Raw genomic sequence first — 26,745 nt, 5'->3', positions numbered from 1 at the left:
TACTTTGTAAAGTTTAAACAATTAATTTCTCTTTGTCTATATATACGAATAATATTATTATAAAATTTACAAATAGAAAAAACCAAAGGGGCCCCTTTGGTTTTTACATTTTTTTATGTTGTTTAGAAATTTTCTTCCATTTATCACGCTCTGCTCTGGCAAGGATTGCATCTTGTTTCCTCATAAAATACGCCAGTTCTCTTTGTAATTTTTTATAGCTTTTCAAACGATCTATCGTAATAAGTCCGTTTTCAATTGCACTATACACCGCGCATCCTGGTTCATTCTCATGCTTACAATCACGGAAACGACATGTTGTCGCAAATTCTTCAATATCAGAGAATGCTGTTTGAATCGCTTCGCTGCCTTCCCAAAGTTGCAATTCCCTCATGCCAGGCGTATCAATCACGAGAGCGCCACTAGGCAATTGGAATAATTCTCGATGCGTTGTCGTATGCCTCCCCCTACTATCCTCTTCACGTATATCTCCCGTTTTTGCTACATCAATTCCTATTAGAGCATTTAACAAAGTTGACTTTCCTACCCCTGATGACCCAACTAAAGCAATTGTTTTCCCTGAAGAAACGAATTGTTTCAACGAATCAATACCTGTATGCTCTAAACTATCAACAACGAAAATAGGAACACCAATTGCTATAGCTTCCGTTTCTACAATTTTTTGTTCTACATCATTACATATACTACTCTTTGTTAAAACAATAACTGGCATAGCGCCACTTTCATACGCCAATAATAAATAACGTTCCATCCTTCTAACATTAAAATCATGATTAAGTGCATTCACTAAAAATAAATAATCTACATTTGCTGCTATAATCTGTTCTTCTGTTCTTGTTCCAGCCTCTTGTCTTGAGAAAGAACTTCTTCGCTGGAAAATACGATGAATAATCGCTTTCTTTTCATCTTCTATTTTCTTTATATACACCCAATCACCAACTGCTGGATAATCGCCTTTCGTAATCGCTTCATGCCGAAACTTCCCAGACAGTTCTGCCATATATTCACCATCATTACAAATAATGCGATATATATGCTTATGCTCGAGTAAAATTCGTCCTACTTCAAAGTTCTCAACAGCTTGTTCCTCAAAAAAAGAATCCCAGCCGAACGATTCTAAAATATTTTGATTCAAATTGATATCCTCCCTAGTGTAAGCTAAGCGGAAGGATCGTGCGCTCACTTATATAGTCTCGCCCTTTCCATCCACCTTTGTATTTGGTTTATTATTCATATAAGTTATTTTCGCCATAATACATCACCCCGTTCTTCTTTTAATTACTCTCATTATATGGAATTCTCCTATAAAAAGCTACATTATTTAACGTAATTTTCAAACAACTTTCTTTTGAGCATTCTAATTTGTCCTCGGTGACTAATTTCATCTTCTAGCACATGATACCAAAGATAGTGCTGGTTATATATTACACCGTTAGGCCACTTTCTTTCTGACATGAGCCACTCATCACTTTGTTCACTTAAATACTTCAGAGATTCTTCTCGAACACTTTGTAGAAGTTGTACATAATACTGTATTTCATGACCACGGATCGCTCTACCTGCTTCCCCTAAATACAGTGCATCTTCCCATATTTCTAATTCTTCTTTTGTAAAGTCACGATTTTGAAATGAAATAAGCTGATGAACTTTTTCAATAGCTGCTATATGCTTTAATAAGGCGCCAATTGAATTTCCGCTGTTCTGCATAATTAAATCTAATTGCTCAACTAATAAATTTTTTACTTCGCCTAATGTTACAGCCCTCGTATGCTCCAGCATGCTTACTAATTCCCCTATAGTTTTTGTATAACCATCTACACTTCTTATTCGATAATCTATCTTCATATCACGCACCCCTTTCTGCATTCATATTATTGTAAAAATGATTCATATAATAGACTGAAACCTTTCGAAATTTTCTGTTATAATTAAATTGAATACAAAATATACCCAAACAAACTTTCTCAATATGCTTATATGAAATATTAAAAGGAATCAATATAAAATAATCGAATCTTATTCACTAAAAGGAGTGGATTCGATGGAAATGTATCAATGGCTAACCGCTGTTCTCGTTGGTGGCATTACCGGCTTCGTTTCCCATCTAATCAATAACCAAGGTAAGTTATTGCTTCCACGCCGTTTGAAAACATTTTTTCATTTTGGATTTTTAACTGACATTTTTACTGGTAGCCTAGCCGCACTTCTTGGGCTCGTTTTATTCGATGTCACCGCAATAAAAGAAATTATAAAAGTATCCATTGTAACTGCTATTTCCGGTCAAACTTTCTTACTACATCAAGCTCTTGGTGGCGAACAGGCTAAAAATACGCAAATTGGGAAAGCTGATGAGAAGATTCAAGAAATTGACAAATTATTGCGACGTTAGTGTATACTTTCTTTTAAAATTATTGTTATAATGAGAAATAAATATTTTCTATTGCGTCGTTTGTCAGGAGAAAGGGTGTTTCGTATGACAAAAAAGAAAATAGAAGATTTCTTAACAAACTCCGAAAAAGAGGAACTGCTAGAAAACTATAAATGTTTACGAGAAGCCCGCACAAAAAGCGAAGCTAACTATTTTGGTGAAGCAGTAAACCATCTATTAAATAAAGCAAAACAACGAATTATTAAAGATGCAGGTATACATGATGAAAATGCTGCAACTGTTCAATCAAAGAGAAAAGCACTGTTTTAGCTACATTAGCTAAAACAGTGCTTTTTATTTAGAATTTTTTTCTTTCCATGCTATATTCTCTCTGCCTTTATCTTTCCATTTTTACAGTTTCAAAAGTCATCTAGACCTAAAGATCAACCTAATAATATTAGCCCACGCAAACCATTTTAATAATAGATAAAATAATTGAACTAGTAATGCTACAAACTAAATAAGTTTATTAAATCGCTTCTTTTAAATCTGAATGCGGATTTGGTCCGTATTGATGGTCATTTTCTTCACTTTCAATGATAAAAAATACAAGTAAAACAACGCTACCAAACGGTACAAAATTTAATAGTTGCCACCATCCCGTTTTCCCAATATCATGTAATCGTCGTGCACCAACCGAAAAACTTGGTATAATCATTACTAACATAAATAGCAACGCAATAATAGCAACTAACACCTCTGAAAATGATGATAAAAATAACAGTAGCCAAAAAATTACGATATTGGATAAACTAAAAATCCAGTACTCTTTTCGCGTAGCTCTACCACTAAAATTCCCATAATTCTTTAGAGCTTTCAAATACCATTGCATTTAAACCTCTCCCTTTTATCCCCAATAAAATTAAAATATGTAATTATTAACAGATAAGTAGAAATATAACACAATATTTATGTAAAATCCATATCCCCATCTAAATTGCCCTCTATTTAAATAGTTTTTTCCTTCGGCATTTTTCACATTACTTTCACATCTATTTCACAAATATAAGTAGTCCGATATGCTAAGCTAAGTATATCCTTTTCCAAGGAACTATATGCCGATATATAAATCCCTATCTTTATAGGGATTTTTATTTTTTGATTCCTCATAACTTTGTTACAATACATTTCTTCTACTATTTCTATACTTTTAGTAACCACTTTAATTAAAAGCACATTCATGTATTCACACTCTTATTAATTCTGATTTGCGAAATATTTATACAAGCTTTATGATGCGATTCCTGTTTCACTATTTTCAGTAAGTTTTTCACTTTTTCTAAACAAAAATAAAGCTCCTATATATAGTAACGCTGTAAAACTACCTATAAGGATAAAATTGTGAGATATTGCAAATAACATTCCAGCTATTGCCGCACCAATCATTTGACCAATGTACATAGAAGCATTTGCAAGCGCGGCTCCTGTTCCTCTTGCTACACTAGATATGTTTTGTAAGTGCCTCATCATTAATACAAACAAAATTCCTGTCCAAAAAAACAAAGCAAAGAACGATAACTCCACCAATACAATGTTCTTTACATGTGGAAGTAATACATATAGCACTGCTGTAAATATAATTCCACCATAGAAAGAAAGGTTATAACCAATTTTATTTACGATTCTAGGACCAAAAATATTACCAGTTAAATTTCCTAACCCTAATACGAGCATAGCTGTACCTACTTCATGAACTTGTAAGCCAAATTGAATGGAAAGCCATACACCAAAAAATGAAAATGCAGCAAAATTTCCGGTTTGAAAAACAAAGTATGCAAAATAAGAAAGTGAAACCTTTGAATCTGTAAGTAATTGTTTATAACGCTGTAAAATCGCTTTTTTATTTCCACCTATATGAACCGACTGTATTTCTGGTAATACAACATAAATAAGAATGACAAGTAGTGCTGATAATATACCAATGAAATAGAATGGGATTGTATAATGTATCGTTGCTAAATAAGCTCCCAGTGGCAGCCCTAAAATTTGAGAGATTGATAACCCTGCTGTTGCAACCCCAATTGCTTTCACAATTTGCTTTTTCTCTATAAGGATCGGAATGGATGCCCACACTTGTGGAGATACAAAAGCTGCACTTACACCTGCTAAAAATCTAAATGTTAGCATCCATAAAAAACTCGGTGCAATTCCACAAAAAAATGTACTTATTGCAAAAAAACTCATACCTAGTACCATCACTTTTTTCTGTTTAATCCATCTGATATAGGACCAGCAATAAGCGCAAATCCAGCATACCCTAAAGCATACGAACTCACCATCCATCCTGACAACTCAGTTGAAACATGATACACCTGTTGTAATGTCGGCAACAGTGGTGAAATTAAGAAAGTATCTGTACCGATCATAAACATTATCATAAAAAATACAGCTAGTACTCTGTTCATTTAGACCTTCTCCTTATATAAACAGAGGGTACTCTCCCTCTGTTTAACTAATCTTCTAAAATAGATTGGATTTCTTTCATGACCCTTTCATTCAATGCAACGTCTACCGCTTTCACACTTTCTCTTACCTGCTCTGCCCGCTTTCCACCAGGTATAACAGTATCAATTCCTTCTTTATTTAATAACCATGCTAACGCTAAATGAGACACTTCAATATCATTTTCTTTAGCTAGCCCTTTTAACTTATTCACTTTCTTAAAATTACTCTTATATGTATTTTCTTCAAATAGATTTACATTTTGACGCCAATCGACTTCATTTAATTTGAAATCTTCTGTATATTTTCCGCCTAATATTCCAAAAGCAAGAGGCCCATATGGAATAAATGAAATACCCGCTTCTATACAATACGGCAACAGTTCTTCCTCAGCTGTACGTTCTAACATATTGTATGGAGATTGTACAACATCTATATGACCATGTTGATTCGCCTCTTTTAATTGTTCTATGTTTACATTCAATATTCCAATTGAACGAATTTTCCCTTCTTCTTTTAAATGAGTAAGCTCTCCGATTGAATCTATGTAACTTGTTTCAGGATTTGTAAAGTGTAAATAATATAAATCAATATATTCAGTCTGTAATCTTCTTAAGCTATTTTCCACAGCATTCCTTAAGTAACTTGGTTCATTGTTAATATAAGTTTCTCCATTTAACAACGGTTGAATTCCACCTTTTGTAGCAAGTATAAACTCATGACGTTTTCCCTTTAATACTTCTCCTACTAATTCCTCTGATCTACCGAAACCATATGAATCTGCTGTATCAAAAAATGTAATCCCTTGCTGAATAGCTTCTTCTACTAATCGCTTTCCTTCTTCTTCATTCACATCAGCATATAAATTATGTCCCCCTACTGCATTTGTACCTAAACCCAACTTTGAAATATTTAATCCTGCCTTTTGCAATTTTGTATACTTCATTTTTTCTCCCCCTATATTTCTATTGTTCGAATATATTCGAACAATAGAAATATACCACTTTATATGTTATAGTGCAAATATCTTAACTTATACAAGTAGGTGAAATATGCGTACACTCTATCATCCAAATCGAGAAGAAATTCAATTTTCTTCTGTCTTATATGCACTTAGCGATCAAATTCGTTTACAAATTGTAAATATGTTACTAGAGAAAAATGAACAATCTTGTGGTGCTTTAAACATCCCTGTTGCAAAATCAACTTTATCTCACCATTTCAAAGTTTTACGTGAGTCAGGTGTTATGTACACGCGCCTTGAAGGAACACAACGTTTCATTTCAATTCGTGAAGAAGATTTAAATGCTAGATTCCCAGGTTTATTACAAGTTGTATTACATGCGACAGAGCCATATTAAAAAAACATCTCATATTCATATGAGATGTTTTTTTAATATGGCTATTCTTTTAATAAATCTAATAATCCATTACCTTCGGATGTACGTTCATACCCTAAAGGTACAGTTCTTTTAATAAGTTGTGCATATATTTCCGGCTCTGATAACTTTCGACCGTATTCTTTCTCACACTGTTTAATGAGCAAGGCAAGCGCTCCAGCAACATGCGGCGTCGCCATGGAAGTTCCACTTAACACTGCATATTTCCCATCTGGATACGTAGATAATATTTCATCACCTGGCGCTACTAGATCAATTTCTTGATTTGAATTACTAAAACATGTGATTTTCCGTTCTAAATTGACAGCGCCGACTTCAATTACTTCCGAGTAAGCACCTGGGTAATCTAGTTCCTCTGTATTATCATTACAATCTCCATTATTCCCAGCAGCACATACGACGAGAACATCCTGCTTTACCGCCTTTTGAATTGCTTCATGTAATTCTGGAACATCTTGCGGACCACCAAGTGACATTGAAATAATTCTCACTTTCTCTTGATTCGGCCCTCTCCAATTTACAGCATAATGAATTGCCTCAATAATTTGCTCGTAACTTCCAGAACCATCTCCCGCTAAAACTTTTAATACTAACATTTTAGAAAGCGGTGCAACTCCTAATACACCGACACCATTTTCAGTTGCTGCAATCGTCCCCGCGACATGAGTACCATGTCCGTTATTATCAAGATACACATTTGGATCAGCTTCATAATCTTTTGTGAAATTTCTTCCGCCGATAATACGATCTTTTAAATCTATATGATTAGTATCACACCCTGTATCTAATACGGCAACGACTACATCTTGCCCCTTCACACTCTTTTCCCATACTTGCGGAGCGTGAATCAGTTGTACACCTGGTGGAATTTCATTTACTTGTTCTACAACTTTATTTACGATAAATGGAATCAATTGTATACCTTTTTGTTTATTCACTGTACTACTCATCGTAATCCCTCCTGAAAATGTATTATTTTCATTTCAGACCACTTTTGAATACGTGTAAATGTAACATTCGTTTTATTCTTTTTGTTTTCCTTCTTTTCAAATATTTCTCAACATCATTTACTAACTCTATACTACTTTTGTATTTCCCCTATGATTTATAGGAAATAACAGCCTGGGTCATTCAACTAATAACCAAAATAAAAGGACCAATTAATGGTCCTCTTACAGTCTTTTAAAAGAATGATATGTAATTTGAAAAATAATATAAATTAAGACTAAACCTCACTCTTGTTTAAAAACTTTTCTATTTCTTTTACTAAATATTCCGCTCCCTCTATCCCAACAGTAATATTTCCATTTGCTAATGATATGTTCTGCTCTGAAACATCACCTGTGATTTGGCAAGCATTGTAAGGTTGATATTTTTGTAAAATGATTTTATCTGCTTCTACAAAAATTTCAAGCGGTGATTTGATTTGTATTCCCAATACATCGCGTAATTCTTTAGGGATAACAATTCGTCCTAATTCGTCTACTTTTCGAATAACTCCTGTTGCTTTCATATTTCTCCCCCCTTTCTCTCTATTAATTTTTTTCACCTCGCTTTTTCCATTTTATCACTTTTTGGCAATACTTGCCTCTTTTTAGAAAATTTTGTACTCGAGTTAAAAAAACACATTTAATGCATACGTAATCTCTCTTTCAATTGTTTTACATAACGGGATCTTATAAGTAAGAAGTATACAACTTGAATACCTATGAAAATACTTAATACAACTGTATTTTCTTTAAACAATGAGTACTCAAACATTTGCCCTAACGCCGTTAAGGCTACTGCCCCATGTAATGTTGCAACACCAATTGGAACGAAGAATAAAAGCGCCAATCGAATTGTAACTACCTTCGATAATTCCCTACTCGTCAATCCAACTTTTCGAATCATTTCGAACAAGCGAACATCATCCTCCAAATCGGAGAATAAACGGAAGTAAAGGAAACTTCCTGCGCAAACGAAAAATACTATACCAATAAAGAAACCTACAAATAAAATCGGTCCTGCAATTTGTAAACTTTGGTTTTGCTCGTACTCTTCCGCACTAAACGTTGAATATTCTTGATACGGTTTAATTTGATGCGTAAGCTCTTTACCAATTTCAATCTCATCTTTCGTTCTTTCAGTTTTATACATATAATCTTTTGTCTCTATAAATCCATCTTGTAATGAATCATATTGATCATTAGAGATTACATAAACATTTCCTCTTAATATTTTCCCCAATGAAGATGAAGTAACTTTTTTCACCTTTAAACTTTCATTCATATTAGGTAAAGTAATTTCTTTTCTTTCTTTCATCGCTGGCCCTGGTATATCAGCTGACAAAAATACAACCTCTTTATTTGCTACAGTATTAAATGGTTCTCCCGTTAACTTTGCATATTCCTTATAGTCTGATTCTTTTATAAAAGTGGCGCTTCTTAACGACTGTTCCTCCGTTTTCTTTGTCGAAATATTAGTTTTTGAAGCTTCTATATTATGTTTCTTTAATCCTTTGTCAATCATTTGTATATGTTGTGATTCGTTACTATTCCCTTGCTTAGAATGGTAATGAAACGCAATTGGTCTCTCCATTATACCTTTCGTCATGGATGCGAAGCCTACTAATGTCCCTATTGCGGAAAATGCTACAGTAGAAATAATGGTTACAATAAAGAACATTCTTGCGTTATCTCTCATACGATACGCTAAATCTGATAACGTAATAATATTAGTCTGTGTCCAATAGAAACGTTTACTTTTTTTACATAATCGAATAATAAAGACACTCAGCTGCTTGTACAACAAATACGTCCCGATAATAACTACCGTTGTAACAGGAATCATCATAATAAATACCATTGCTCCATGTGATAGAAGAGCTCCTACATAGCCAGCACTAAGCAATACTACTGCTAATATTGAAGAAATAATTGATGCTTTCGGTTCCGGTTTCGCCTCTGCTGATCCTCTAAACAACTTCATAATCTTATTTTTACGAATCATTCCTGCACTAAACAATGATATGATCATAAATAAAATAAAAAACATAATACCCGTTACAACAATTGCTTTCATCGGTATGTAATAGGATAAGGAGATATCTAGTTTCAATATCATCGGAGCGACAAATAGTAATACCCCTGAAAATAACATACCTGAAAGAATACCAAAAATAATTGCCCCTATTCCAATCATAATATTTTCAAAAAAGATCAGACGCTTTAATTGATATTTCGTCATACCTAGCATCATTAAAATTCCTAGTTCACGCTTTCTCGTTTTTAAAAACATTCCCATCGAATATAAAATAAAGAAGAATGTAAATAAGTAAATAATAGACTGTGCAAAAGACATACTTACGAATACGTACTGACCTAATTCTCCTGCACTTAATGCCGGATGAAACGCAAAAAATGAATACACAAAAAAGGCCATAATTGCAAATGCACTACTCAAAAAATAGGCTGAGTATGTCCGTCTATTTCGGGTTACATTCCGATATGCTAGTTCTCTAATGTTCATATTACTTCTCCGCCCTTCTACTATCTATGTTTTTATATTAGTAAAGTGCGGAAATACCTTCCATCGATTCAAATGACAAAAACCTTACATTTTTGAAAGGTTTAAAAAAATTGCTTATACGTAGTACTTTATTTATAATGACTACATTCATATTCATACACACATCCTATTGTATATTCGTTAGTTTTGCGAAATAATAAAGGATAGAAGTATGTACCATTATACATATAAACTTATTTACCGCTTTAATATGAATAGGAGGAAAACATAATGACATTACAAGAACAGATTATGAAAGCATTACATGTTCAGCCTGTAATTGATCCAAAAGTTGAAATTCGTAAACGAGTTGATTTCTTAAAGGATTATGTAAAAAAAACAGGCGCAAAAGGATTTGTACTTGGTATTAGCGGCGGCCAAGACTCTACATTAGCAGGACGCTTAGCACAACTTGCAGTTGAAGAAATTCGTAACGAAGGTGGTAATGTAACGTTTATCGCCGTGCGTCTTCCTTATAAAGTACAAAAAGATGAAGATGATGCACAATTAGCATTACAATTCATTCAAGCAGATCAATCTGTTGCATTTGATATTGCTTCAACTGTTGATGCTTTTTCAAATCAATATGAAAACTTATTGGGTGAATCACTAACAGATTTTAATAAAGGTAACGTGAAAGCACGTATCCGTATGGTTACTCAATATGCAATTGGTGGACAAAAAGGGTTACTTGTTATCGGAACAGATCACGCTGCAGAAGCTGTAACAGGGTTCTTTACAAAATTCGGAGATGGTGGTGCAGATTTATTACCATTAACGGGATTAACGAAGCGCCAAGGACGTGCATTATTACAAGAGTTAGGCGCAGACGAGCGACTTTACTTAAAAATGCCAACAGCTGATTTATTAGATGAAAAACCAGGTCAAGCTGATGAAACAGAGTTAGGTATTACTTATGATCAATTAGATGATTATTTAGAAGGTAAAGCAGTTCCAGCTGACGTTGCAGAGAAAATTGAAAAACGTTACACAGTGAGTGAGCATAAAAGACAAGTACCAGCGTCAATGTTTGATGATTGGTGGAAATAAATTAAACATAAAAAAGAAGCTAATCTTCATTTAGCTTCTTTTTTATATGTTAACGATATACCCCTACTCTTTTCTCCAATAAATCTTGCAGGCAATCTTCATGTTGTTTACAAAATAACGGTGGCATGTCGTCTAACGGGAAAAACTTCAAATCCAACGTTTCATCACCATCTACTTTTTTGTCACCTCCAACTATTGAGAATGAAAAGAACATCACAATTGACTGGGCCTTGTCTCCATTTGGATATGATTGAAAATATTTTGTATACACTCCAATAAGCTCATTTATTTCTACATCATACCCGGTTTCTTCTTTTATTTCCCGGATTGCAGTTTCCGCAGCTGATTCTCCTATCTCCATTGCACCACCTGGAAAGCCCCAAGCGTTAAAGTCTCCTCTTTTTTGCAGTAATACTTCTCCTTCTTTATTAAATACACAACCACCGGCAAAGTTTAAGAAAACATAATCATGTCCTACTTTTTCACGTAATTCTTTTATATAATTCGCCATTCTCATTCCCCTTTTCATACCTCTTCTATCGCTATTTCTTATCTTTTTCAAGCAATTCAATGATTCGATCTAGCTTCTGGTTCATATTAATCACGTGGTGTTTCTTTGCAACGCTGCTTTGTAATACTCTTCTAATAAACAAAGTAAATGATATGAAAAACAAAACGATAAGTCCGATTACTAAACAAGTATATATCAATGTAAAAATATTACTTTCGAACAAGTTCATTCAGCATTCACATCCTCTCCTTTTTATTTTATCACATAATTCCCAATATTTTAAAGTGATCAACAAATATAAAAAGAGCATCTTTTACAGATGCTCTTTCTCATTGCTTAATACGTAAATGTAATTGTCGCCAATGAATAACCAGCCAATGCACTATAAGGCGCTACTTGATAAGACACACGCTTTGCACCTTTTGGCCAATTTATTTCATTTAATACTTTCTTTATATCTTGCATCGTCCCATCCATGGACTGCTTATATCGTACTTCTACTTTTTCTGGTTTGGCTGCAAACTGTTGCTGCAACTTTTGCTTAAATTCATTATAATTTTCTGCTCCGTATTCTGCAGATAAGTATTGTAAATTTGTTTCTTTTAACATCTGCTCATATACGACAGTCTTTGAGCTACCAGCTTTTATTTTATTTGTTAATTCACCAAAATAACTTGTAGTTGCCGCTGGATATTTGCTACGATCCCATTCATGATCTTTACTTAACTGTTCGTCAGACATATTAAAATATGAGTAAGTTACACGCCCTGCTTTATCTGGTACTGGATCATCAAATGTAGTATCTAGGTGATACCATTTGTTTTCAATGTTCACTAAATTCCACGCGTGAGCTTGTCCATTTCCTGTGCCTGTTACAATATGATTTTGAATACCTGCCTCTTTTAACAACTCATACGTTAATAATGTATATCCTTGGCAAACGGCAGAACGATTCGCTAATGCTTCATATGCTGTATACGCTTGATAAGACGTATCATAAGACACATGCTTAACAACGTAATCGTGAATAGCTTTTACTTTCTCATGCTCATCCATCCCTGGTTTTACAATTGATCCAACAATTGATTTCGCCTGAGCTTTTACATATTGAGTTTGTTCTTTTGATTCACGGTATTTTACTTGCAGTGTAAACGTATAGTCCCCTGGCATTCCTTTAATAGAATATCTAGTAGACGCTACATTATATTTTACATACTCATCAGCATCTACAATTTTATTAAACTCACCATACAATTGATCCATAATATTTCTAGCATTTCTATCTTTTGTTTTATATGTGATTGTAATATTTTCTTCTCGATTATCAATCTGTTTTTTTAATTCTTTTCTGAAATCATCTAATAACTTTACATCTGATTGTGCTGTCACTGTAGTCGGATTTGTAGCTGCATAAGATACAGATGATGCTTGTAAGCCTCCCATTACTATAGTTGAACAAAGTGCGGCAGCTGTCACATACTTACTTGTCTTTCCCATCTTGTCACTCCTTATATTCTATAACTATACGAAAAGGTATCGTATAGTTTCAGAGTATACAATACTTTTTCGTATAGGTCATATGAGATTATGCATATTAACTAATTCACATAAAAAGGTTGTTCTTTTTAAAAGAACAACCTTTTTTCATTAGCATGTTTGTAATACACAGCATGTATTTTCAAAACGTTGATTTTTCAAATCTTCATTACTAATACAGAAATATAGCATCCCTAATTCTCCCCAAACCATATTACAATTTTTATGATCTGAATCAATTTGGAATAAAAGAGTCATTTGCTGCGGGTCTACTCCCATATATTCTCCTGTCTCATATAACACTTCTTCTTGTACAGAGAATGGCTCACCAAACATTTGATGGTTATCGTAGTTATCTGGAATTAGCTCTTCAAGTAATTGCAAGAAACGATCTGAATCAGCCTCATCTTCAATGAAAAGTTCTGGTAATTTGTATGTCAGTTCAAAAGTAATTGCACACTGGTTATATTTCGCTTGTATTTCATTTTCTCTTCGTAATTGCTCTACAGGAACATCATAATAAAGTACACGCCCAGCTTCTGTTAGATTCACATTTTCTTCAAAATAATTTTCAATGCAAAAGAAATACAGCATCCCCGTCTTAGGAAGATTGTGATCCATACCAACGTTTTGTAAATCACTTAAGTTAAATTGCGCGATAAATTGTAGTGGATTTCCTTTATGCTTTGGATATTCAAATAAAGCTGGTAGATCAGGAACTCCTCCCATTTTCGAACTACCTATCGCAACAGTTCCCTGCTGCTTTGGCACAACTTTTATACAAGGAAATACAGTATTAATAAGTTCTTCTTTCAAATGTGTTAGTTCATATTTATCAATTAATACTTCAATTTTTTTATTCATAAATTCTCCTTACATTTACATACTTATTTATATCATAGTACAAAGATTATACTTCATTCTTTACAAAATCAACAAGCCTCCCAAAAACGGGCTTATCCTTCGTACGCGAACAAGTTTAAAAAAGCATACTATACATTGTTCCTACAAACATGATAATTCTTTAGTTCTTCCAGTACATTTTCCCCTCGTTCATTTTTAAATATAAGGAGGAATTCCACATGGGTTACGGATATAGTTGCTGTGGTTACGGATACGGTGGCGGCGGTTGTGGTTACGGAGGTTTCGGCTTTATTAATCGTTTTATTTATCCTTCTAATCATCATCGGAGCTAGCTGTTGGGGCGGCTTTGTAGGCTGCTAGTAAACTAAAAAACTATTGTAAAAAAGCACGTACAATACGTGCTTTTTTGCCATTTCTAAATCTTTCATTCGAAAGGAAGTATGTTTAATGAAGATTGATGGTGTTTTTGAAGGAGGCGGTGTGCGCGGTATTGCGCATGTCGGGCCAATTTGCGCGTTAGCCGAAAAAGGTTATGAATGGGAACGTGTAGCTGGTACATCGGCTGGTTCGATTATTGCAGCGCTCCTAGCGGCAGGATATTCTTGTTCAGAGTTAAAAACGATTATAACTGATATTGATTATAATAAATTCACGAAAAGAACTTTTATTGATAGAATTCCTTTTATCGGCAAGGGACTCAGTGCATGGACTACTCTAGGTATATATTCTAATGTATTTATAGAAGAATGGATTGAAGAATTACTTCGAAAAAAAGGTGTTCATTTATTTACTGATTTACCGGATCTAAACAAACTCAAAATCATCGCTTCTGATATTAGTAATGGTAAAATGGTTGTCTTTCCTGACGACTTACCAAACTACGGATTTTTAAATTATCGCTTCTCTATCGCTAAAGCGGTAAGAATGAGTAGTACAATCCCCTTCTTCTTTGAACCCGTAAAATGGAGAACTCCAAAATGGAAGCAGCCTTGTTATATGGTTGATGGAGGAATTCTAAGTAATTATCCAATTTGGATCTTCGATTCACCTACCACTCCTCGCTGGCCGACTTTCGGATTTCATTTTGTAAAAGATGAGATTCAAGCTGATCCTGCTCACTATAACGAGCCTATTTCCATGTTCAAAGGACTATTTAAAACAATGATGCAAGCTCATGATTTACGTCATTTAGATAAGGAATCAAAAGCAAGAACGATTACAATTCCAACAGGAACGATTACAAGTACTAATTTTGAACTGACAAAGGAAGAAAAAGAATGGCTTTACAATTCTGGTTATAACTCTGCTAATAAATTTTTACAAGCTTGGAACTTTAGGCAATATATCGATGAATATAGAAAAGGAAATCAAGACCGAAAGACAAATCGATTTTTTCGTCAACTTGACTCATAATATTATTACTTTGCGTATAAATACGAGAACGTTTAACAACTTAATAATAAATAAGCCTAGTAATTTCTTATATTACTAGGCTTATTTATTATTATATAATCTCGTACATTGTTTAAGGATACGTTAACCCTTCGGCTTCCTCTGCAGTAATAACTATGTAACGATTTCCCGTTCTTAATCCTAACAGTTCTGCTTTTTCAATCGCTTCTTGCTTCGTCTCTGCATAAGCAGCTAAATATTTTTCTCCATTGATCATTTGGCAAATTACATATTGTTTCATTACTTTCTCCTCTTACTTTTTCATTAGTTGTGCAAGTTTTTTTATACCTATTTCAATTTCTTCTAACGTTGCGTATGAATACGATAGGCGCAAAAATTGATTTGCACTTCTATCATATAAAGTACCTGGGTTTAATAAAACCTTTTCTTGCAGAGCTTTATCAAATAAACTGCGATATGAAATGGTTACTTTTATATGTACCCATATATAAAATCCCCCTGTTGGTTCATGCCAAGTTGCTATTTCACGAAGATATTTATCTAACATTAGTAACATAAAATCTCTTCGTTTTTTCAATTCACTTCTTACAAAGCGCAAATGCTCATCATATAGACCATTTGTAAACCACTCTGCTGCAATTTGCTGGGATATAGTGCTTGAACCATAATCTGTTTGCATTTTTATGTCTGACAATCTTTGAATTACTGGCTCAGGTCCAACAATCCATCCAATTCTTAACCCTGGACTAATTACTTTGGACATGCTTCCAATATGTAGTACGATTCCATTTTTATCATAGGCTTTTAAAGGTTTCGAACAAGGTGCATCAAACCATAAGTCTTGATACACTGCGTCCTCTATAATAGGTAATCCAATTTCATTACATATTTCCATCACTTCTATTCGTCTCTTCGCATTCATACTAAAGTTCGTTGGATTATGAAAAGACGGGATTGTATATAAAATAGATGCATTAAATTGCTTCTTATATTTTGTAATATATGATGTATTTAAACCGTTCTCATCCATTGGTATTCCAATGAAACGCATTCCTGCGGATTGAAAAACATTAAGCGAATATAAATAGGATGGTTTTTCTAATAAGATGGATGCCCCTTTTGGAAGAAGCCCCATAGAGATAAGTTGCAGCGCTTGAATTGCTCCTGAAACAATTAATATAGAGTCAGGAGATACACATATACCATGCCCCTTTAAGTATTCGGAAATCTTTTCCCTTAAATAAAAATTTCCTTTCGGCTCTTCATACCCAAGCGTCACATTTGACTTTAAAAGCTTATTCATAATTTCTTTCATCTTTTTCTCAGGTAAGAGACTCGGCGCGAGCTCACCTGTTCCTAATCGAATTACATGTGGATAAAATTCAGCTTGATTAATCTCCTGAATAGCTGGGAGATTCGGATAATGAAGTCCTGTTTCTACATAAGACTGCCAATTAGGCGGGGGTGCGTAAGTTGAAGCATTCTCATTATTATTTACAACAATTGTTCCTTTCCTGCCATTCCCTTCTATGTATCCCTTTGCAACTAGTTCACCGAAAGCCATTACAATTGTGCTTCGATTCACACCAAATGTATGTGCCAAATCTCTTTGTGAAGGTAATTTCGCTCCAACGGTCCATTCTCCATTAACAATCCTTTCTTTTATATACGTTTCTATTTGTTTATACAGAGGAGTCGCTAGAGACATATTCGGTTTCCAAACGAATCTTTCCATTATATCACCTTATATTCTTTTTGGTTGGTAACCTCCCCAACCATATGGATGGATACAAATTTTCATTTCTTCTATACAATATACACTATCATAATGAATTAAAATAGGAGGTAATATGATGAGTGAAGCAATTATTCATGGTATCATTCTTGCATTTGGACTTATCATTCCATTAGGTGTACAAAATGTTTTTGTCTTTAACCAAGGTGCGAGCCAACCAAACATTTGGAGGGCAGCCCCTGTAGTATTAACTGCCTCTATATGTGATACGTTACTCATATTGATTGCAGTGCAAGGTGTCTCCCTTGTACTCCTTACTTTTTCTTGGCTAACTAACTCGTTATATATAATTGGATTTTTCTTTCTCCTATACATGGGCTTTGTTATTTGGAGAAGTAACCCTTCCAACGATGTAAAACAAGAAAAAAGTATGCCCTTAAAAAAGCAAATCCTTTTCGCAGCATCCGTTTCGTTATTAAATCCACATGCTATTTTAGACACAATCGGTGTAATTGGAACAAATTCTATTCAATACATAGGAAGTGAAAAATGGGCTTTCACACTTGCAACTATTATCGTTTCTTGGATTTGGTTTATAAGCTTAGCGTTAGCGGGGAAATTTCTAAAAAGACTAGACTCAACCGGAAAGACAATTTTATTATTAAATAAATTTTCTGGTCTCATCATATGGGGTGTCGCGCTTTATATGTTAAAACAAGTTATTTATTCTTAATGAACGAAAGAGAATTGCATGTTACTCAAAACATCATGCAATTCTCTTACAAATTATGAAGTAGGCTCTGGTTTCTGTTTTACCGTCTTTGCATCCTTTGCTGGTTTAATCCAAATGATTGCTATGACAGCACCAATGGCAGCGAAAATACTTGTCAAATAAAACACTTCATGGTCCGCCCCTTTCATGAAAAAAGAATATAAAGGTGGTCCAGCTGCTACACCGATAAATCGCATTGAACTATAAAATGACGTAACCGTTCCCCTTTGCTCCTTTTCAATTCCTTGTGTAATGAGGGCATCTAAACATGGGAGTGCCATACCAATCCCTATCCCCATAATAACGAGACAAAGAAGTAGTAAATAAATCCCTTTTATAAATAAAGGAATGATGACTGATGCAGCTGCCATTAAAAAACCAATATAAATACACTTCTTCATAACATTTTGATTATCTCCAATTTTTTTACCGGCCATATAGGAACTAAGTGACAGTACAAGTAACGGGATAGCAAGCACACACCCTTTCCATATACCATGAATGTCATACTTTGATTCCAGTATAGTCGACAAATAAAAGAGAATTCCGAATAAAATAAGCATAATAAATTGCACCTAATACAAAAATGGCAATTAACCATCTTCCTTTTTCTCGAAACGTAGACAGAATAGATTTTATAAACTCTTTAAGTGGTGGTACTTCTCCTTCTTGTTTCTTTGCCTTTACTAGAACAAGTAACAAAACAATTGATACGACACATAAAACTGGAATCGCCCAAAATGGTAAGAACCATACAATGGCAGCAAGAGCAGATCCTAAAATAGGGCTCAGCACTTTTCCAAATGTATTGGATGTCTCAATGATTCCCAAACCTGTACTAACTTGTTTTTCATCTTTGTATAAATCACCAACACACGGTATAACAACCGGCATTGCACCAGCAGCACCAATACCTTGAATCGCTCTACCGATTAGTATCCAAATGTAGGGATTATCAACTTTCCATGATACCCAACCAGTTATCGCTCCTCCTATAGCCGCAATCAGCAAACTCGGAACCATTACCATCTTTCGTCCCCATCTATCTGATAAATAACCAGCAATCGGTATAAGTAAAATGGCTACGATAGAGTAAATTGTAATAATCATGGATACTTGAAACGATGAAATATGTAATTTCTTTTCAATTGTCGGCAAGATTGGAATGAGCATTGAATTCCCTAATGTCATGACAAGTGGAACTGATGCAAGCGCAATTAAACAACAGTTTTCTTTTTTTAACATGTTGATTTCGGAACCTTTCATCATATATTTCTTACCATATAATAGCCCTGCTGGAACATAATTTTCATTCCACCAGGGCTATTACATCTTTAATACTTCCCATTCACAACAAAAGAAATTGGGTAAAATATAGTATTACTTCTATTCTTTGAATTCTGTTCACTATATATCCATACCAATTAATTGAAAAAAAAAGAAAGGAAGAATCCTTCCTTTCTCCTATAACCTTATGCATTTAGCGAGTATATCCGCCACCAAGCTGTTGTTCTGCCATCGCTACTAGGCGTTTTGTGATTTCACCGCCTACAGAACCGTTTGCACGTGAAGAAGTATCAGCTCCAAGTTGTACACCGAACTCTTGTGCAATTTCATACTTCATTTGATCTAAAGCTGCTTGTGCTCCATGTGATGCTAATTGATTAGAATTACGATTTCTAGCCATTACCAATCACCTCCTTATTTATATATAAATTGTGTTAAATTCAAATTAAAATACATGGAAATTTTTGGTTATTTTTTACCATAAAAAAAGAGCCTCTAACGAGACTCTCACATCATTTCACATTACGAAGTTACTACTTCTAATTTTCTATTTATTAATACTTTCATTTCTTCTTTTAATATCTCTTTTGAATTATGTCCAAACCATTCTAAGGAAGCAAAAAGATCCGTATTTCTCACTTCCTGAATAATCTCATCATAATTTACAATACCTTCAAATAACGGAACCATACCTATACGACTTCCTGCTGCAGCATATACATTATTAGGTTCAAACACATGCAGATAATCCGCTGAAGATATATTCTTAAAATGGTAATGTAGTGTCCACGGCTTTAATCGATGGAAACTGTCTATTGGATCTGCGCCAGACTCCCATATATGAAGAAAATCAAGATTTATTTTTAAATTCGGATGGTTTACTTCTTCTAATAACTCTATAGTAGAAGGCAATGTGTCCGTTAGTGTATTGGGATGTGTTTCTAACAGCACATACATATTGTTCTGAGCAAACACATCACAAATCTTACGTATTCGCTTCACATACTCTTTTCTCTCTTGTTCCGAGAAGTCCTTGCTCCCTTTTTGCCCAGCAAACGTGCGAATTTTATTCGTATTAAACCAATTAGCTAGTACTACAAGTTGTTCACTTTTCTCTATCGTTTTTTCAAAATCTGCTGATAATGATATATCTAAGTAATCACTTATCATCGTAATTTCTAAGTTTTTATCCTTTAGAAAATTCAATTCTCGTTCTGTCGTTTCACGTTCTTGCATGTACAAATTTTGTGCATGCGTCCCCCATAATTCAATTCCTTCAAAACCGTTTTCATATGCAAATTGAACAATATCAGTAAATGAAATTAATTGATGACGAAATGAAATGGTACATAGCGAATATTTCATAGTATTAAACTCCCCTATCTTAAATTCAGTTAGCTTATTAAAGAGTTGCGACAGATTGATTTGTTTTCATACCTTTCCATGATAGAAACTGTCTCTCTAATTCCTTCTTAATTTGCAGTTCAATCGCATTCATTTCATCCAGTTTTTCAATAATCGATACTAGCATACCTTTATTATTCGTCATTGCCATTTTAATTGCACGATACTGTACATTTGTAAATCCTTGTACAATATCCTCTACCCGATCACACCAATAATCAAATTCTTGCTCCGAATATTGCAACGTTTCACGGAAGTATGCAAAGGCATGCTCATAACTATATTTACGAATTGCAAGTACTGGTATTTGTTTTACTGCTGCTACAAGTCCAGAAAGCGCATATCCTTCTTCCTCATTTGCCATTTTTACAATTAAATTTTTCAGTTCCATAGTCAGTTCATTTTCGTTCTTTTTGAATGTTTTTGTGAAATAACTAGCTACTGTTTCTTGCGTTGGCTCCCCAATTCCTTCTATATCAATGAAATAACCTCCACCAAATGGGTTATCTTGAATAGAGTGAAGTACTTTTTCTCTTTGCATATTGCCTTCCCAACGAAAATCAGGATCTAGCATGAACCACTCTTCTTCTTTCTCTGTTTTTGATATCATTAAATAATGTGGAAACGGTTTTTGATGAAATTTATTTTCCCTCTCTGGTAATAGAGACATATCAACCATTACAATGACATAACGATTTTCCGGCTTGATTTCTACTAATTCTAAAAACGTTTCTACATTGCTATCTTTATCTTTTGCATGATCATACCATTCGTTTACTTTAATACCGTACAATTTTTCAAACCAAAGTAAATAATGATCATGGTTAATGTTTTCAGAGTGATATGAAATAATTCCTCCTTGTGTTATATCAAAATCTCCATCCCATAGTCCAAAATAAAATGGACGAAAATCAATGTCGCTACGCCTTTTTATAATTTCACAAAAACAACTCACTAAACAGTGCACTTTAATTGAAGTCATACTCTCATCCACTTTCCTAAAGGTTAGTTATTCACATTTACTTCCTGTAACGGCTCTAACTCTTCCATAAAATCAAGCAAAGATCCTACAGTAAGAAATGCCTTTGGGTCTACCTCATCCTCTGGAACGCATAGCTTTACATCCATTTCTATGTATACAATAAGCTGTAACATCATGACCGAATCTATATATAAATCTTGATTTAAGCGCATCGTTTCTTCTAAATGCGTTACATTTTTCAGTTCCATTTTTTCTATCATAATTTTTAACACGGCAGTCTTTAACGCTTCCCGTCTCATGTTGTAACCTCTCCCATCTCTAGTAACTTTCTACTTACTTTTCCAGTTTTATTTTTAGGAATTTCATTTACACTTTCAATTTCATGCGGAACTTTATAAGAAGGTAAGTGCTGAATACACCATTCTCTTATTTTCACTGGATCAACATGAGAGATCACTTTCGCTTTAACTATTTCGCCCATCACAGGATGTTTCCCCCGATATACAATTGCCTCTTGCACACCTTCCAATCGAAGCATCGTTTCTTCTACCTCTATAGGAAAGACTTTTAATCCTGAGACATTAATTACATCGTCCATACGCCCCATAAAATGAATGCCACGCTCAGATTTATACCCTAAATCCTTCGTGAAAATTTCCTTATCATTCATTTTCACGACGATTTCTTCCGGTGCATTTTCATCTGAACCTATGCTTATACTTGCATGAGGTAGAGGGTTTCCTAAATCTAAATGGCTTTTCATATCATGACATATACTAATACAACCTGCTTCAGAACAACCGTATTGCTGCATCATATATGTTGTCATTTTTTTTAGTTTATAAAATAGTGCTTCTGGCAAAGGCGATCCTGATGTCATAATTTTATGAAACTGGAACGTTCCTAATGGAAAACTCCCCATAATGTGTAACATAAGTGGTACTGCATATATAATATGTTTTTCTGTATTGCGAACTATATTTAATGCGAATTTAGGATTTTTGTTCGTAATGATTACAGGCTTGCTCCCCCTCGTAATTGCTGATAACGTACCACATATTAGTCCGTATGAATGTGAAACAGGAGCCATAACGATTGGCACTTCATCTACTTCACAATTTAAAGCTTCATTATAGGCAGTAATTTCTGTATCAACTTCCGTCCATGCTCTACGAATCAGTTTCGGTTCTCCCGTAGTTCCCGAACTATATTGCAATAAAGAAGGCTCTTCTAGTAAAAAGTTCCCTACTTCTAATTTTGTAAAATCGCCATATTCTCCATATAAAATCCCTACACAATTTGCACGCTTTGCCATTTCAATAGCCGTTTCTTTTGGCGTATCTTCATGTATAAGTAATACTGATGATTTCTTTTCTTTTAAGAAAAACACAAGCGTAATAATATCGAATGGATCTTTCAGACAAAGTGCAAATCTATTTCCTTCTGCTTTTTGAAATTGTTCCATTTCCTCATAAACTTGTAATCTCAATTCAAAATCACTTTTGCTATACTCTTGTTTATTAACGATTAGCATAATTTCCCCCTGTAACAGCTGATTTTTGTTTCATAAGTTGTCTTACTCTATACAATGGATTTGGAACTTCATGAACAAGCGATTCCACATCCATATATAATCGACGTTTCGTTAATTGTTCAGCATAGAATGTAGGTGCATATAATTGAATATTTTCAAATCTACCTTTCAAATGTGGATATATTCTTAAATGATTTTCAATTTCTTCAACAACCATCATCCAAAAATGTTCTTCTTTCAATCCATACTCATCCGCAAGTACGAATGCTAATTCTCCTAAATTAAACAGAAATAGTGCATCTAACACCAGCTCTTGCAAACATTCAATGCGATCCATTTCAAAGAAATCATTCATTTTTCCATTCGCATATGTTTTATGCATTTTAGTAAAGTCGGGACATTTGTCAACTTCTTTCAAATATGGACGATAAAACTCAAGCCCTTCATGAAAATCCTTTAACGCAATACGAACAGGCACCCCTTCTTTATGGACTAGAATCATATTTTGTCCATGTGATTCCAGTGCGATGCCATGCTCTACAACAAGATGTATAACTGGTATTATCGCTTTTTGAATAAGTAATTGTAGCCAATCCTTCATTCCATATTTATTCAACCACGCATCAATAATTGGTGTACCATCTTTCTCTTTAGCGTATAAACCATTAAAAGGAATTGCATCCTCTTGTGCATCTAAATACTTGTGAACGCTTTCGCGCCAAATACATCCTAATGAACCATATATAGCTTTCTTATTCATGTCATACGTTACACTTGAAAACTCACTTAACAAGATTAAACGTGCTTCATCCATTAAATAGGCGTCATTACTTACAACATCATTTAACCAATTTGATATTACTGGTGCACTTACAACAGAGTATGGTTTCAGCGTACGAAGTGTTGAAGTGTTGAGTAAATTCATCGATAATTTAACGTACGGTTTCTTTGGACTCGTAATATTTCTTAACGTTCTCATTGACTGTTGCGCGCAATAATCGTCCTCTGATGTTCCTAAATAAATAATAAATTTACCCTGTATATGATCCGCATAATTTGAAATGATGAAATTCTCCCACTGCCATGGGTGAACAGGTATAAACACGTACTGTTTTGGATTACATCCCTTATTACGAATTCGTTCCATAAACTCTTCTAATTTACGATCGCCAATCTCCTCTTTTAAAATGTTGTTATACATCACTTCATTCTCATAACCTACAGTCGCATAATTCTTATGTGCTGCAATCCATATGAGTTTTATTGGCTGCATAAATTCATAACCATATTGAAAATTGTCACGATATTGAAATCCAACACGTGCTTTATAACTAGGATGATATGGATGGCCATCTATTAATTGGCTTTCAAACTCATCGTAAGATTTTTGAGTATATTCTCTCTTATTATTTCTTTCATATTGTGCAATCGTGTCTTTAAATATTGTTTGTTCTAATTCGTGCATAAAAGAATCTAATTTAGCTTGTTCTACACTAGTAACCCGAAAAACTTCTTCTAGAAATTGCGAGACAGACTGTATTTCTTGCTGTTCATCTTGGACTCTTACTATTAATGAGTCTAAAGAAATACGTCCAAATGTCATCCGTTCCCTGCCATAGCATTTGTACGTGACACTTTTGTCTTCTTCATCAAGTCCTTGTATTAGAAAAAGAATTTGTTCTTCTTTTTCTATGCGAACCAGTGTAATAATCCCCTCATAAATTAACGATTCTACTAATTGACGTAGCACTCTTCTTCTTACTGAAATGTAATCTTCTGATTCGAGCGCCTTCAATACTTTCGTATGATACATGTCCACTCTCATAAAACCCTCCACCTTATGACAAAATACCATTATTTGTATTACGTGAAATTTTAACGCTATTTATGAACGAACAGCCACTTCTCTAACGAGCGGATTATGTACTTGCACATAAATTGCTTGCTCTAATGGATTACTTAACTCATCGACATCGAAAAATCTCGTTAGTAAATTTGCTTTACACGCTAACTTATCTTCGTCCAATAATTCTCTTAAAAATGTTGAAGGTTCCCGGTTATACGGAAGGAATGATTCTAGTACAGACCTTAATTCCGAGAGAAGAATTTCCTCCTTAATTAATCCTGCTGTGCCAAAACCATTAATGAGGCCAAACATATGATTGAAAATTAAGTAGTAACGAAATCTCTCATCCACAATATAGTCGTCATATAAATTTCCAGTACGTTCTCCAATACCAGCTAATTCATTATTAAGCATCTCTTTCATTGAATTACAGAAATAAAATCCTTGATTATCACGGAAATAATATTTGACCGGATAACCATCTTTTAGCTGAACAACGCTATTTTGCTGATGAGCTTCTAATGCAACACCATACTGTAAATACATCCATACCATTGGCTTTAAAGAAATATTCATATATCGTCTAAACCACTCTAAGCTTACTTCTTCACAGCTTTTACTTTCTAAATCTGCTAGACGATGAATAATATTCGATAACCGCGTACGCTCTCCAGGTATAGCGTCTTGAACTAGCCCAGCAATTAATGTTGCGTCGTTTGCATGTTCACTATAAAAAGGATTCTCACGAATAATTACTTCAAATCCAGATTCTTGTGTTCCATAATTTAATGTAATAAAGGCTGGATCACAAATAAAATCAAATCCTGGAAATCTTTCTCGTACTTCACCAATAGCCGTATTTAACATTTCCTTCCCTTCAAGACCACTCTCAAGTTCTTTCAGTTTATTAATACGCATTGAATTCGTTACTTTCACCGGAAATGAAAACTTAAGCATATACTTCGAATCGGGATGATACAGTGTCCTTAGTGATGATGTTGCCATATAATACTTACCTATAGGTCCAATATACTCAAGCAATTCTTGAACTATCCAATCTTGTACGTAAGCTTGATGCAAGAGCCATTCTGCCTGAAGCGGATGAATTGGAATTAATGCATATTGATCTTCCTTACAGTACTTCGCTATAAATTCCTTACTAACCGTCTCATCATTGCTTAATTCTTCTTTTATAATCATTGTTGTAGAATCTGATAATAATGATTTTTCATTTACTATACTTTTATGTGCCCGAAAATAATGAAGCTGACATTCTCCTTTTAATTCTGGAGAATACATTGCACTTTTCCAATCCAATATCCCCTGTCTACTCTTTGGTGTAGGATGAGTTAAATGCCCAAATAATAAAGACTGCTCCGCTTCTATAAAAGTTGTATGGAAACCGTATAATGCGGATGTATCTTCTATTCTCTCTTTTGTAAATTCCTCAATATTTTGACAACTACGAATGACTCGAAGCATAAGTTCCGCAGGATTCGTTCCTTCTCCATAGTTGATAGACATCTCTTTTATTAAAAATGTGATAACTGTAACGTAATCTGCTGTAATAACAGAATTACTATCTCCAATTTGATAATAAAATTGTTCTCCAAACAAATGGCGATCTGTTGATGATTTATATATAACTTCTCCATACAAAGTAACGTTCTGTGCCGATAGCCGACAACATAAATATGTGGGGACTGTATCTCTATTCAACGTATTACTGAAGATACTCTTCATTCTTTCATCCTCTGTAATCCATTCTCCACTCCCTGTTTCTCTTAAATAACAGTTTAAAAAGCTTTGTAATGTTGCATGTTCTGCGATTTGTTTCGCATGCTGCATGTTGGTCCTCCTCTTTATATTAACGCTATGAGAATTTCATATTACAATTGATAATTGAATATCGTTATCAACTATGATTCTAATTGATAATGATATTCAATTCAATAGTATATTTCAGAATTTTTT

The 26,745-nt window shown here is 34.2% G+C and carries 27 protein-coding genes and 3 pseudogenes; 7 read left to right on the top strand and 23 right to left on the bottom strand.

The annotated features are described in order from the left end of the window. Positions 1-103 precede the first annotated feature (103 nt). Together rsgA and BC_RS10020 are read right to left on the bottom strand one after the other, a co-directional pair. A complete protein-coding gene (gene rsgA / locus BC_RS10025) occupies positions 104-1,153 on the bottom strand; it encodes a ribosome small subunit-dependent GTPase A (RefSeq protein ID WP_001073045.1) in 1,050 nt (349 codons plus the stop codon). Positions 1,154-1,335: 182 nt separating this feature from the next. Then, positions 1,336-1,863 (bottom strand): DinB family protein, encoded by a 528-nt coding sequence (locus BC_RS10020; RefSeq protein WP_000687340.1) that lies wholly within the window; start codon positions 1,861-1,863, stop codon positions 1,336-1,338. 196 nt (positions 1,864-2,059) lie between these two features. Between BC_RS10020 and BC_RS10015 the strand changes: the two genes are divergently transcribed. Both BC_RS10015 and BC_RS10010 read left to right on the top strand, forming a co-directional pair. Next, the gene (locus tag BC_RS10015) at positions 2,060-2,407 is read left to right on the top strand and encodes a DUF4257 domain-containing protein (protein WP_000426317.1); all 348 of its coding nucleotides are present in this window, start codon (positions 2,060-2,062) and stop codon (positions 2,405-2,407) included. Between the two features lie 84 nt (positions 2,408-2,491). Then, positions 2,492-2,716: a hypothetical protein gene (locus tag BC_RS10010; RefSeq protein ID WP_000162602.1), complete on the top strand. Its 225-nt coding sequence runs from the start codon at positions 2,492-2,494 to the stop codon at positions 2,714-2,716. A gap of 199 nt (positions 2,717-2,915) precedes the next feature. On the opposite strand, the gene BC_RS10005 is transcribed toward BC_RS10010, so the two are convergent. From BC_RS10005 to BC_RS09990, 4 genes and pseudogenes are all read right to left on the bottom strand, one after another. Then, entirely contained in the window at positions 2,916-3,278 is a 363-nt protein-coding gene (locus BC_RS10005; protein ID WP_001198795.1) for a DUF805 domain-containing protein, read from the bottom strand. A gap of 143 nt (positions 3,279-3,421) precedes the next feature. Then, positions 3,422-3,628, bottom strand: a complete 207-nt coding sequence (locus BC_RS28305; RefSeq protein ID WP_001101741.1) for a hypothetical protein — start codon at positions 3,626-3,628, stop codon at positions 3,422-3,424. A 48-nt stretch (positions 3,629-3,676) separates the two neighbouring features. Further along, positions 3,677-4,851: pseudogene (locus BC_RS09995) on the bottom strand (MFS transporter). A gap of 47 nt (positions 4,852-4,898) precedes the next feature. Beyond that, a complete protein-coding gene (locus BC_RS09990) occupies positions 4,899-5,834 on the bottom strand; it encodes an aldo/keto reductase (protein ID WP_000877963.1) in 936 nt (311 codons plus the stop codon). 106 nt (positions 5,835-5,940) lie between these two features. Here BC_RS09990 and BC_RS09985 point away from each other — a divergent pair, with 106 nt between their 5' ends. Next, complete coding sequence (locus BC_RS09985; protein WP_001259906.1) at positions 5,941-6,249, top strand: ArsR/SmtB family transcription factor; 309 nt, start codon at positions 5,941-5,943, stop codon at positions 6,247-6,249. A gap of 41 nt (positions 6,250-6,290) precedes the next feature. On the opposite strand, the gene BC_RS09980 is transcribed toward BC_RS09985, so the two are convergent. From BC_RS09980 to BC_RS09970, 3 genes are all read right to left on the bottom strand, one after another. Then, positions 6,291-7,238 carry a S8 family peptidase gene (locus BC_RS09980; protein ID WP_000099751.1) on the bottom strand — a complete coding sequence of 316 codons (948 nt, stop codon included), beginning with the start codon at positions 7,236-7,238 and terminating at the stop codon, positions 6,291-6,293. Between the two features lie 275 nt (positions 7,239-7,513). Then, positions 7,514-7,801: an AbrB/MazE/SpoVT family DNA-binding domain-containing protein gene (locus tag BC_RS09975; protein WP_000648324.1), complete on the bottom strand. Its 288-nt coding sequence runs from the start codon at positions 7,799-7,801 to the stop codon at positions 7,514-7,516. Between the two features lie 116 nt (positions 7,802-7,917). Then, on the bottom strand, positions 7,918-9,798 hold the full coding sequence (locus tag BC_RS09970) for an ABC transporter permease (protein ID WP_001025992.1): 1,881 nt from the start codon (positions 9,796-9,798) through the stop codon (positions 7,918-7,920). A 270-nt stretch (positions 9,799-10,068) separates the two neighbouring features. On the opposite strand from BC_RS09970, the gene nadE reads away from it, so the two are divergent. Continuing rightward, positions 10,069-10,887, top strand: a complete 819-nt coding sequence (gene nadE, locus BC_RS09965) for an ammonia-dependent NAD(+) synthetase (RefSeq protein WP_000174904.1) — start codon at positions 10,069-10,071, stop codon at positions 10,885-10,887. A gap of 49 nt (positions 10,888-10,936) precedes the next feature. On the opposite strand, the gene BC_RS09960 is transcribed toward nadE, so the two are convergent. The 4 genes from BC_RS09960 to BC_RS09945 form a co-directional block, all read right to left on the bottom strand. Next, positions 10,937-11,398, bottom strand: a complete 462-nt coding sequence (locus BC_RS09960; RefSeq protein ID WP_000024999.1) for an NUDIX hydrolase — start codon at positions 11,396-11,398, stop codon at positions 10,937-10,939. A 31-nt stretch (positions 11,399-11,429) separates the two neighbouring features. Next, positions 11,430-11,627, bottom strand: coding sequence for a DUF4083 domain-containing protein (locus tag BC_RS09955; protein ID WP_001048104.1), 198 nt, complete (start codon positions 11,625-11,627; stop codon positions 11,430-11,432). A 107-nt stretch (positions 11,628-11,734) separates the two neighbouring features. Beyond that, positions 11,735-12,895: a transglutaminase domain-containing protein gene (locus BC_RS09950; RefSeq protein ID WP_000520865.1), complete on the bottom strand. Its 1,161-nt coding sequence runs from the start codon at positions 12,893-12,895 to the stop codon at positions 11,735-11,737. A 150-nt stretch (positions 12,896-13,045) separates the two neighbouring features. Further along, a complete protein-coding gene (locus BC_RS09945; RefSeq protein WP_001034844.1) occupies positions 13,046-13,798 on the bottom strand; it encodes a YwqG family protein in 753 nt (250 codons plus the stop codon). Positions 13,799-14,016: 218 nt separating this feature from the next. Between BC_RS09945 and BC_RS09940 the strand changes: the two are divergent. Further along, positions 14,017-14,158: pseudogene (locus BC_RS09940) on the top strand (YjcZ family sporulation protein). Positions 14,159-14,245: 87 nt separating this feature from the next. Further along, positions 14,246-15,211: a patatin-like phospholipase family protein gene (locus BC_RS09935; protein WP_000686827.1), complete on the top strand. Its 966-nt coding sequence runs from the start codon at positions 14,246-14,248 to the stop codon at positions 15,209-15,211. Between the two features lie 112 nt (positions 15,212-15,323). On the opposite strand, the gene BC_RS09930 is transcribed toward BC_RS09935, so the two are convergent. Together BC_RS09930 and BC_RS09925 are read right to left on the bottom strand one after the other, a co-directional pair. Next, a complete protein-coding gene (locus tag BC_RS09930) occupies positions 15,324-15,491 on the bottom strand; it encodes a DUF3933 family protein (RefSeq protein ID WP_000816389.1) in 168 nt (55 codons plus the stop codon). 12 nt (positions 15,492-15,503) lie between these two features. Beyond that, positions 15,504-16,946, bottom strand: a complete 1,443-nt coding sequence (locus BC_RS09925) for a PLP-dependent aminotransferase family protein (protein ID WP_000439403.1) — start codon at positions 16,944-16,946, stop codon at positions 15,504-15,506. 118 nt (positions 16,947-17,064) lie between these two features. Between BC_RS09925 and BC_RS09920 the strand changes: the two genes are divergently transcribed. Beyond that, entirely contained in the window at positions 17,065-17,679 is a 615-nt protein-coding gene (locus BC_RS09920; protein ID WP_001287303.1) for a LysE/ArgO family amino acid transporter, read from the top strand. Between the two features lie 53 nt (positions 17,680-17,732). On the opposite strand, the pseudogene BC_RS09915 reads toward BC_RS09920, so the two are convergent. The 8 genes and pseudogenes from BC_RS09915 to BC_RS09880 form a co-directional block, all read right to left on the bottom strand. Then, positions 17,733-18,963, bottom strand: a pseudogene (locus BC_RS09915) (MFS transporter). 235 nt (positions 18,964-19,198) lie between these two features. Then, positions 19,199-19,405 (bottom strand): alpha/beta-type small acid-soluble spore protein, encoded by a 207-nt coding sequence (locus BC_RS09910; protein ID WP_000113545.1) that lies wholly within the window; start codon positions 19,403-19,405, stop codon positions 19,199-19,201. Between the two features lie 122 nt (positions 19,406-19,527). Then, on the bottom strand, positions 19,528-20,370 hold the full coding sequence (locus tag BC_RS09905; protein ID WP_000877687.1) for a sugar phosphate isomerase/epimerase family protein: 843 nt from the start codon (positions 20,368-20,370) through the stop codon (positions 19,528-19,530). A 37-nt stretch (positions 20,371-20,407) separates the two neighbouring features. Further along, positions 20,408-21,391, bottom strand: a complete 984-nt coding sequence (locus BC_RS09900; RefSeq protein WP_000200728.1) for a DUF6005 family protein — start codon at positions 21,389-21,391, stop codon at positions 20,408-20,410. Between the two features lie 23 nt (positions 21,392-21,414). After that, entirely contained in the window at positions 21,415-21,690 is a 276-nt protein-coding gene (asbD, locus tag BC_RS09895) for a petrobactin biosynthesis protein AsbD (protein ID WP_001250566.1), read from the bottom strand. Further along, positions 21,687-22,925, bottom strand: coding sequence for an AMP-binding protein (locus BC_RS09890; RefSeq protein WP_000909573.1), 1,239 nt, complete (start codon positions 22,923-22,925; stop codon positions 21,687-21,689). The genes asbD and BC_RS09890 overlap by 4 nt, the downstream gene beginning before the upstream one ends. Then, the gene (locus BC_RS09885; protein ID WP_001261814.1) at positions 22,912-24,750 is read right to left on the bottom strand and encodes an IucA/IucC family protein; all 1,839 of its coding nucleotides are present in this window, start codon (positions 24,748-24,750) and stop codon (positions 22,912-22,914) included. Before BC_RS09885 ends, BC_RS09890 begins: the two co-directional genes overlap by 14 nt. Positions 24,751-24,810: 60 nt before the next feature. Continuing rightward, complete coding sequence (locus BC_RS09880; RefSeq protein ID WP_001163354.1) at positions 24,811-26,619, bottom strand: IucA/IucC family protein; 1,809 nt, start codon at positions 26,617-26,619, stop codon at positions 24,811-24,813. Positions 26,620-26,745: the final 126 nt, after the last annotated feature.

It is taken from the genome of Bacillus cereus ATCC 14579 (genome assembly GCF_000007825.1).
In the GTDB taxonomy this organism is placed as follows: domain Bacteria; phylum Bacillota; class Bacilli; order Bacillales; family Bacillaceae_G; genus Bacillus_A; species Bacillus_A cereus.
This window is presented reverse-complemented; position numbering and strand designations above follow the sequence as displayed.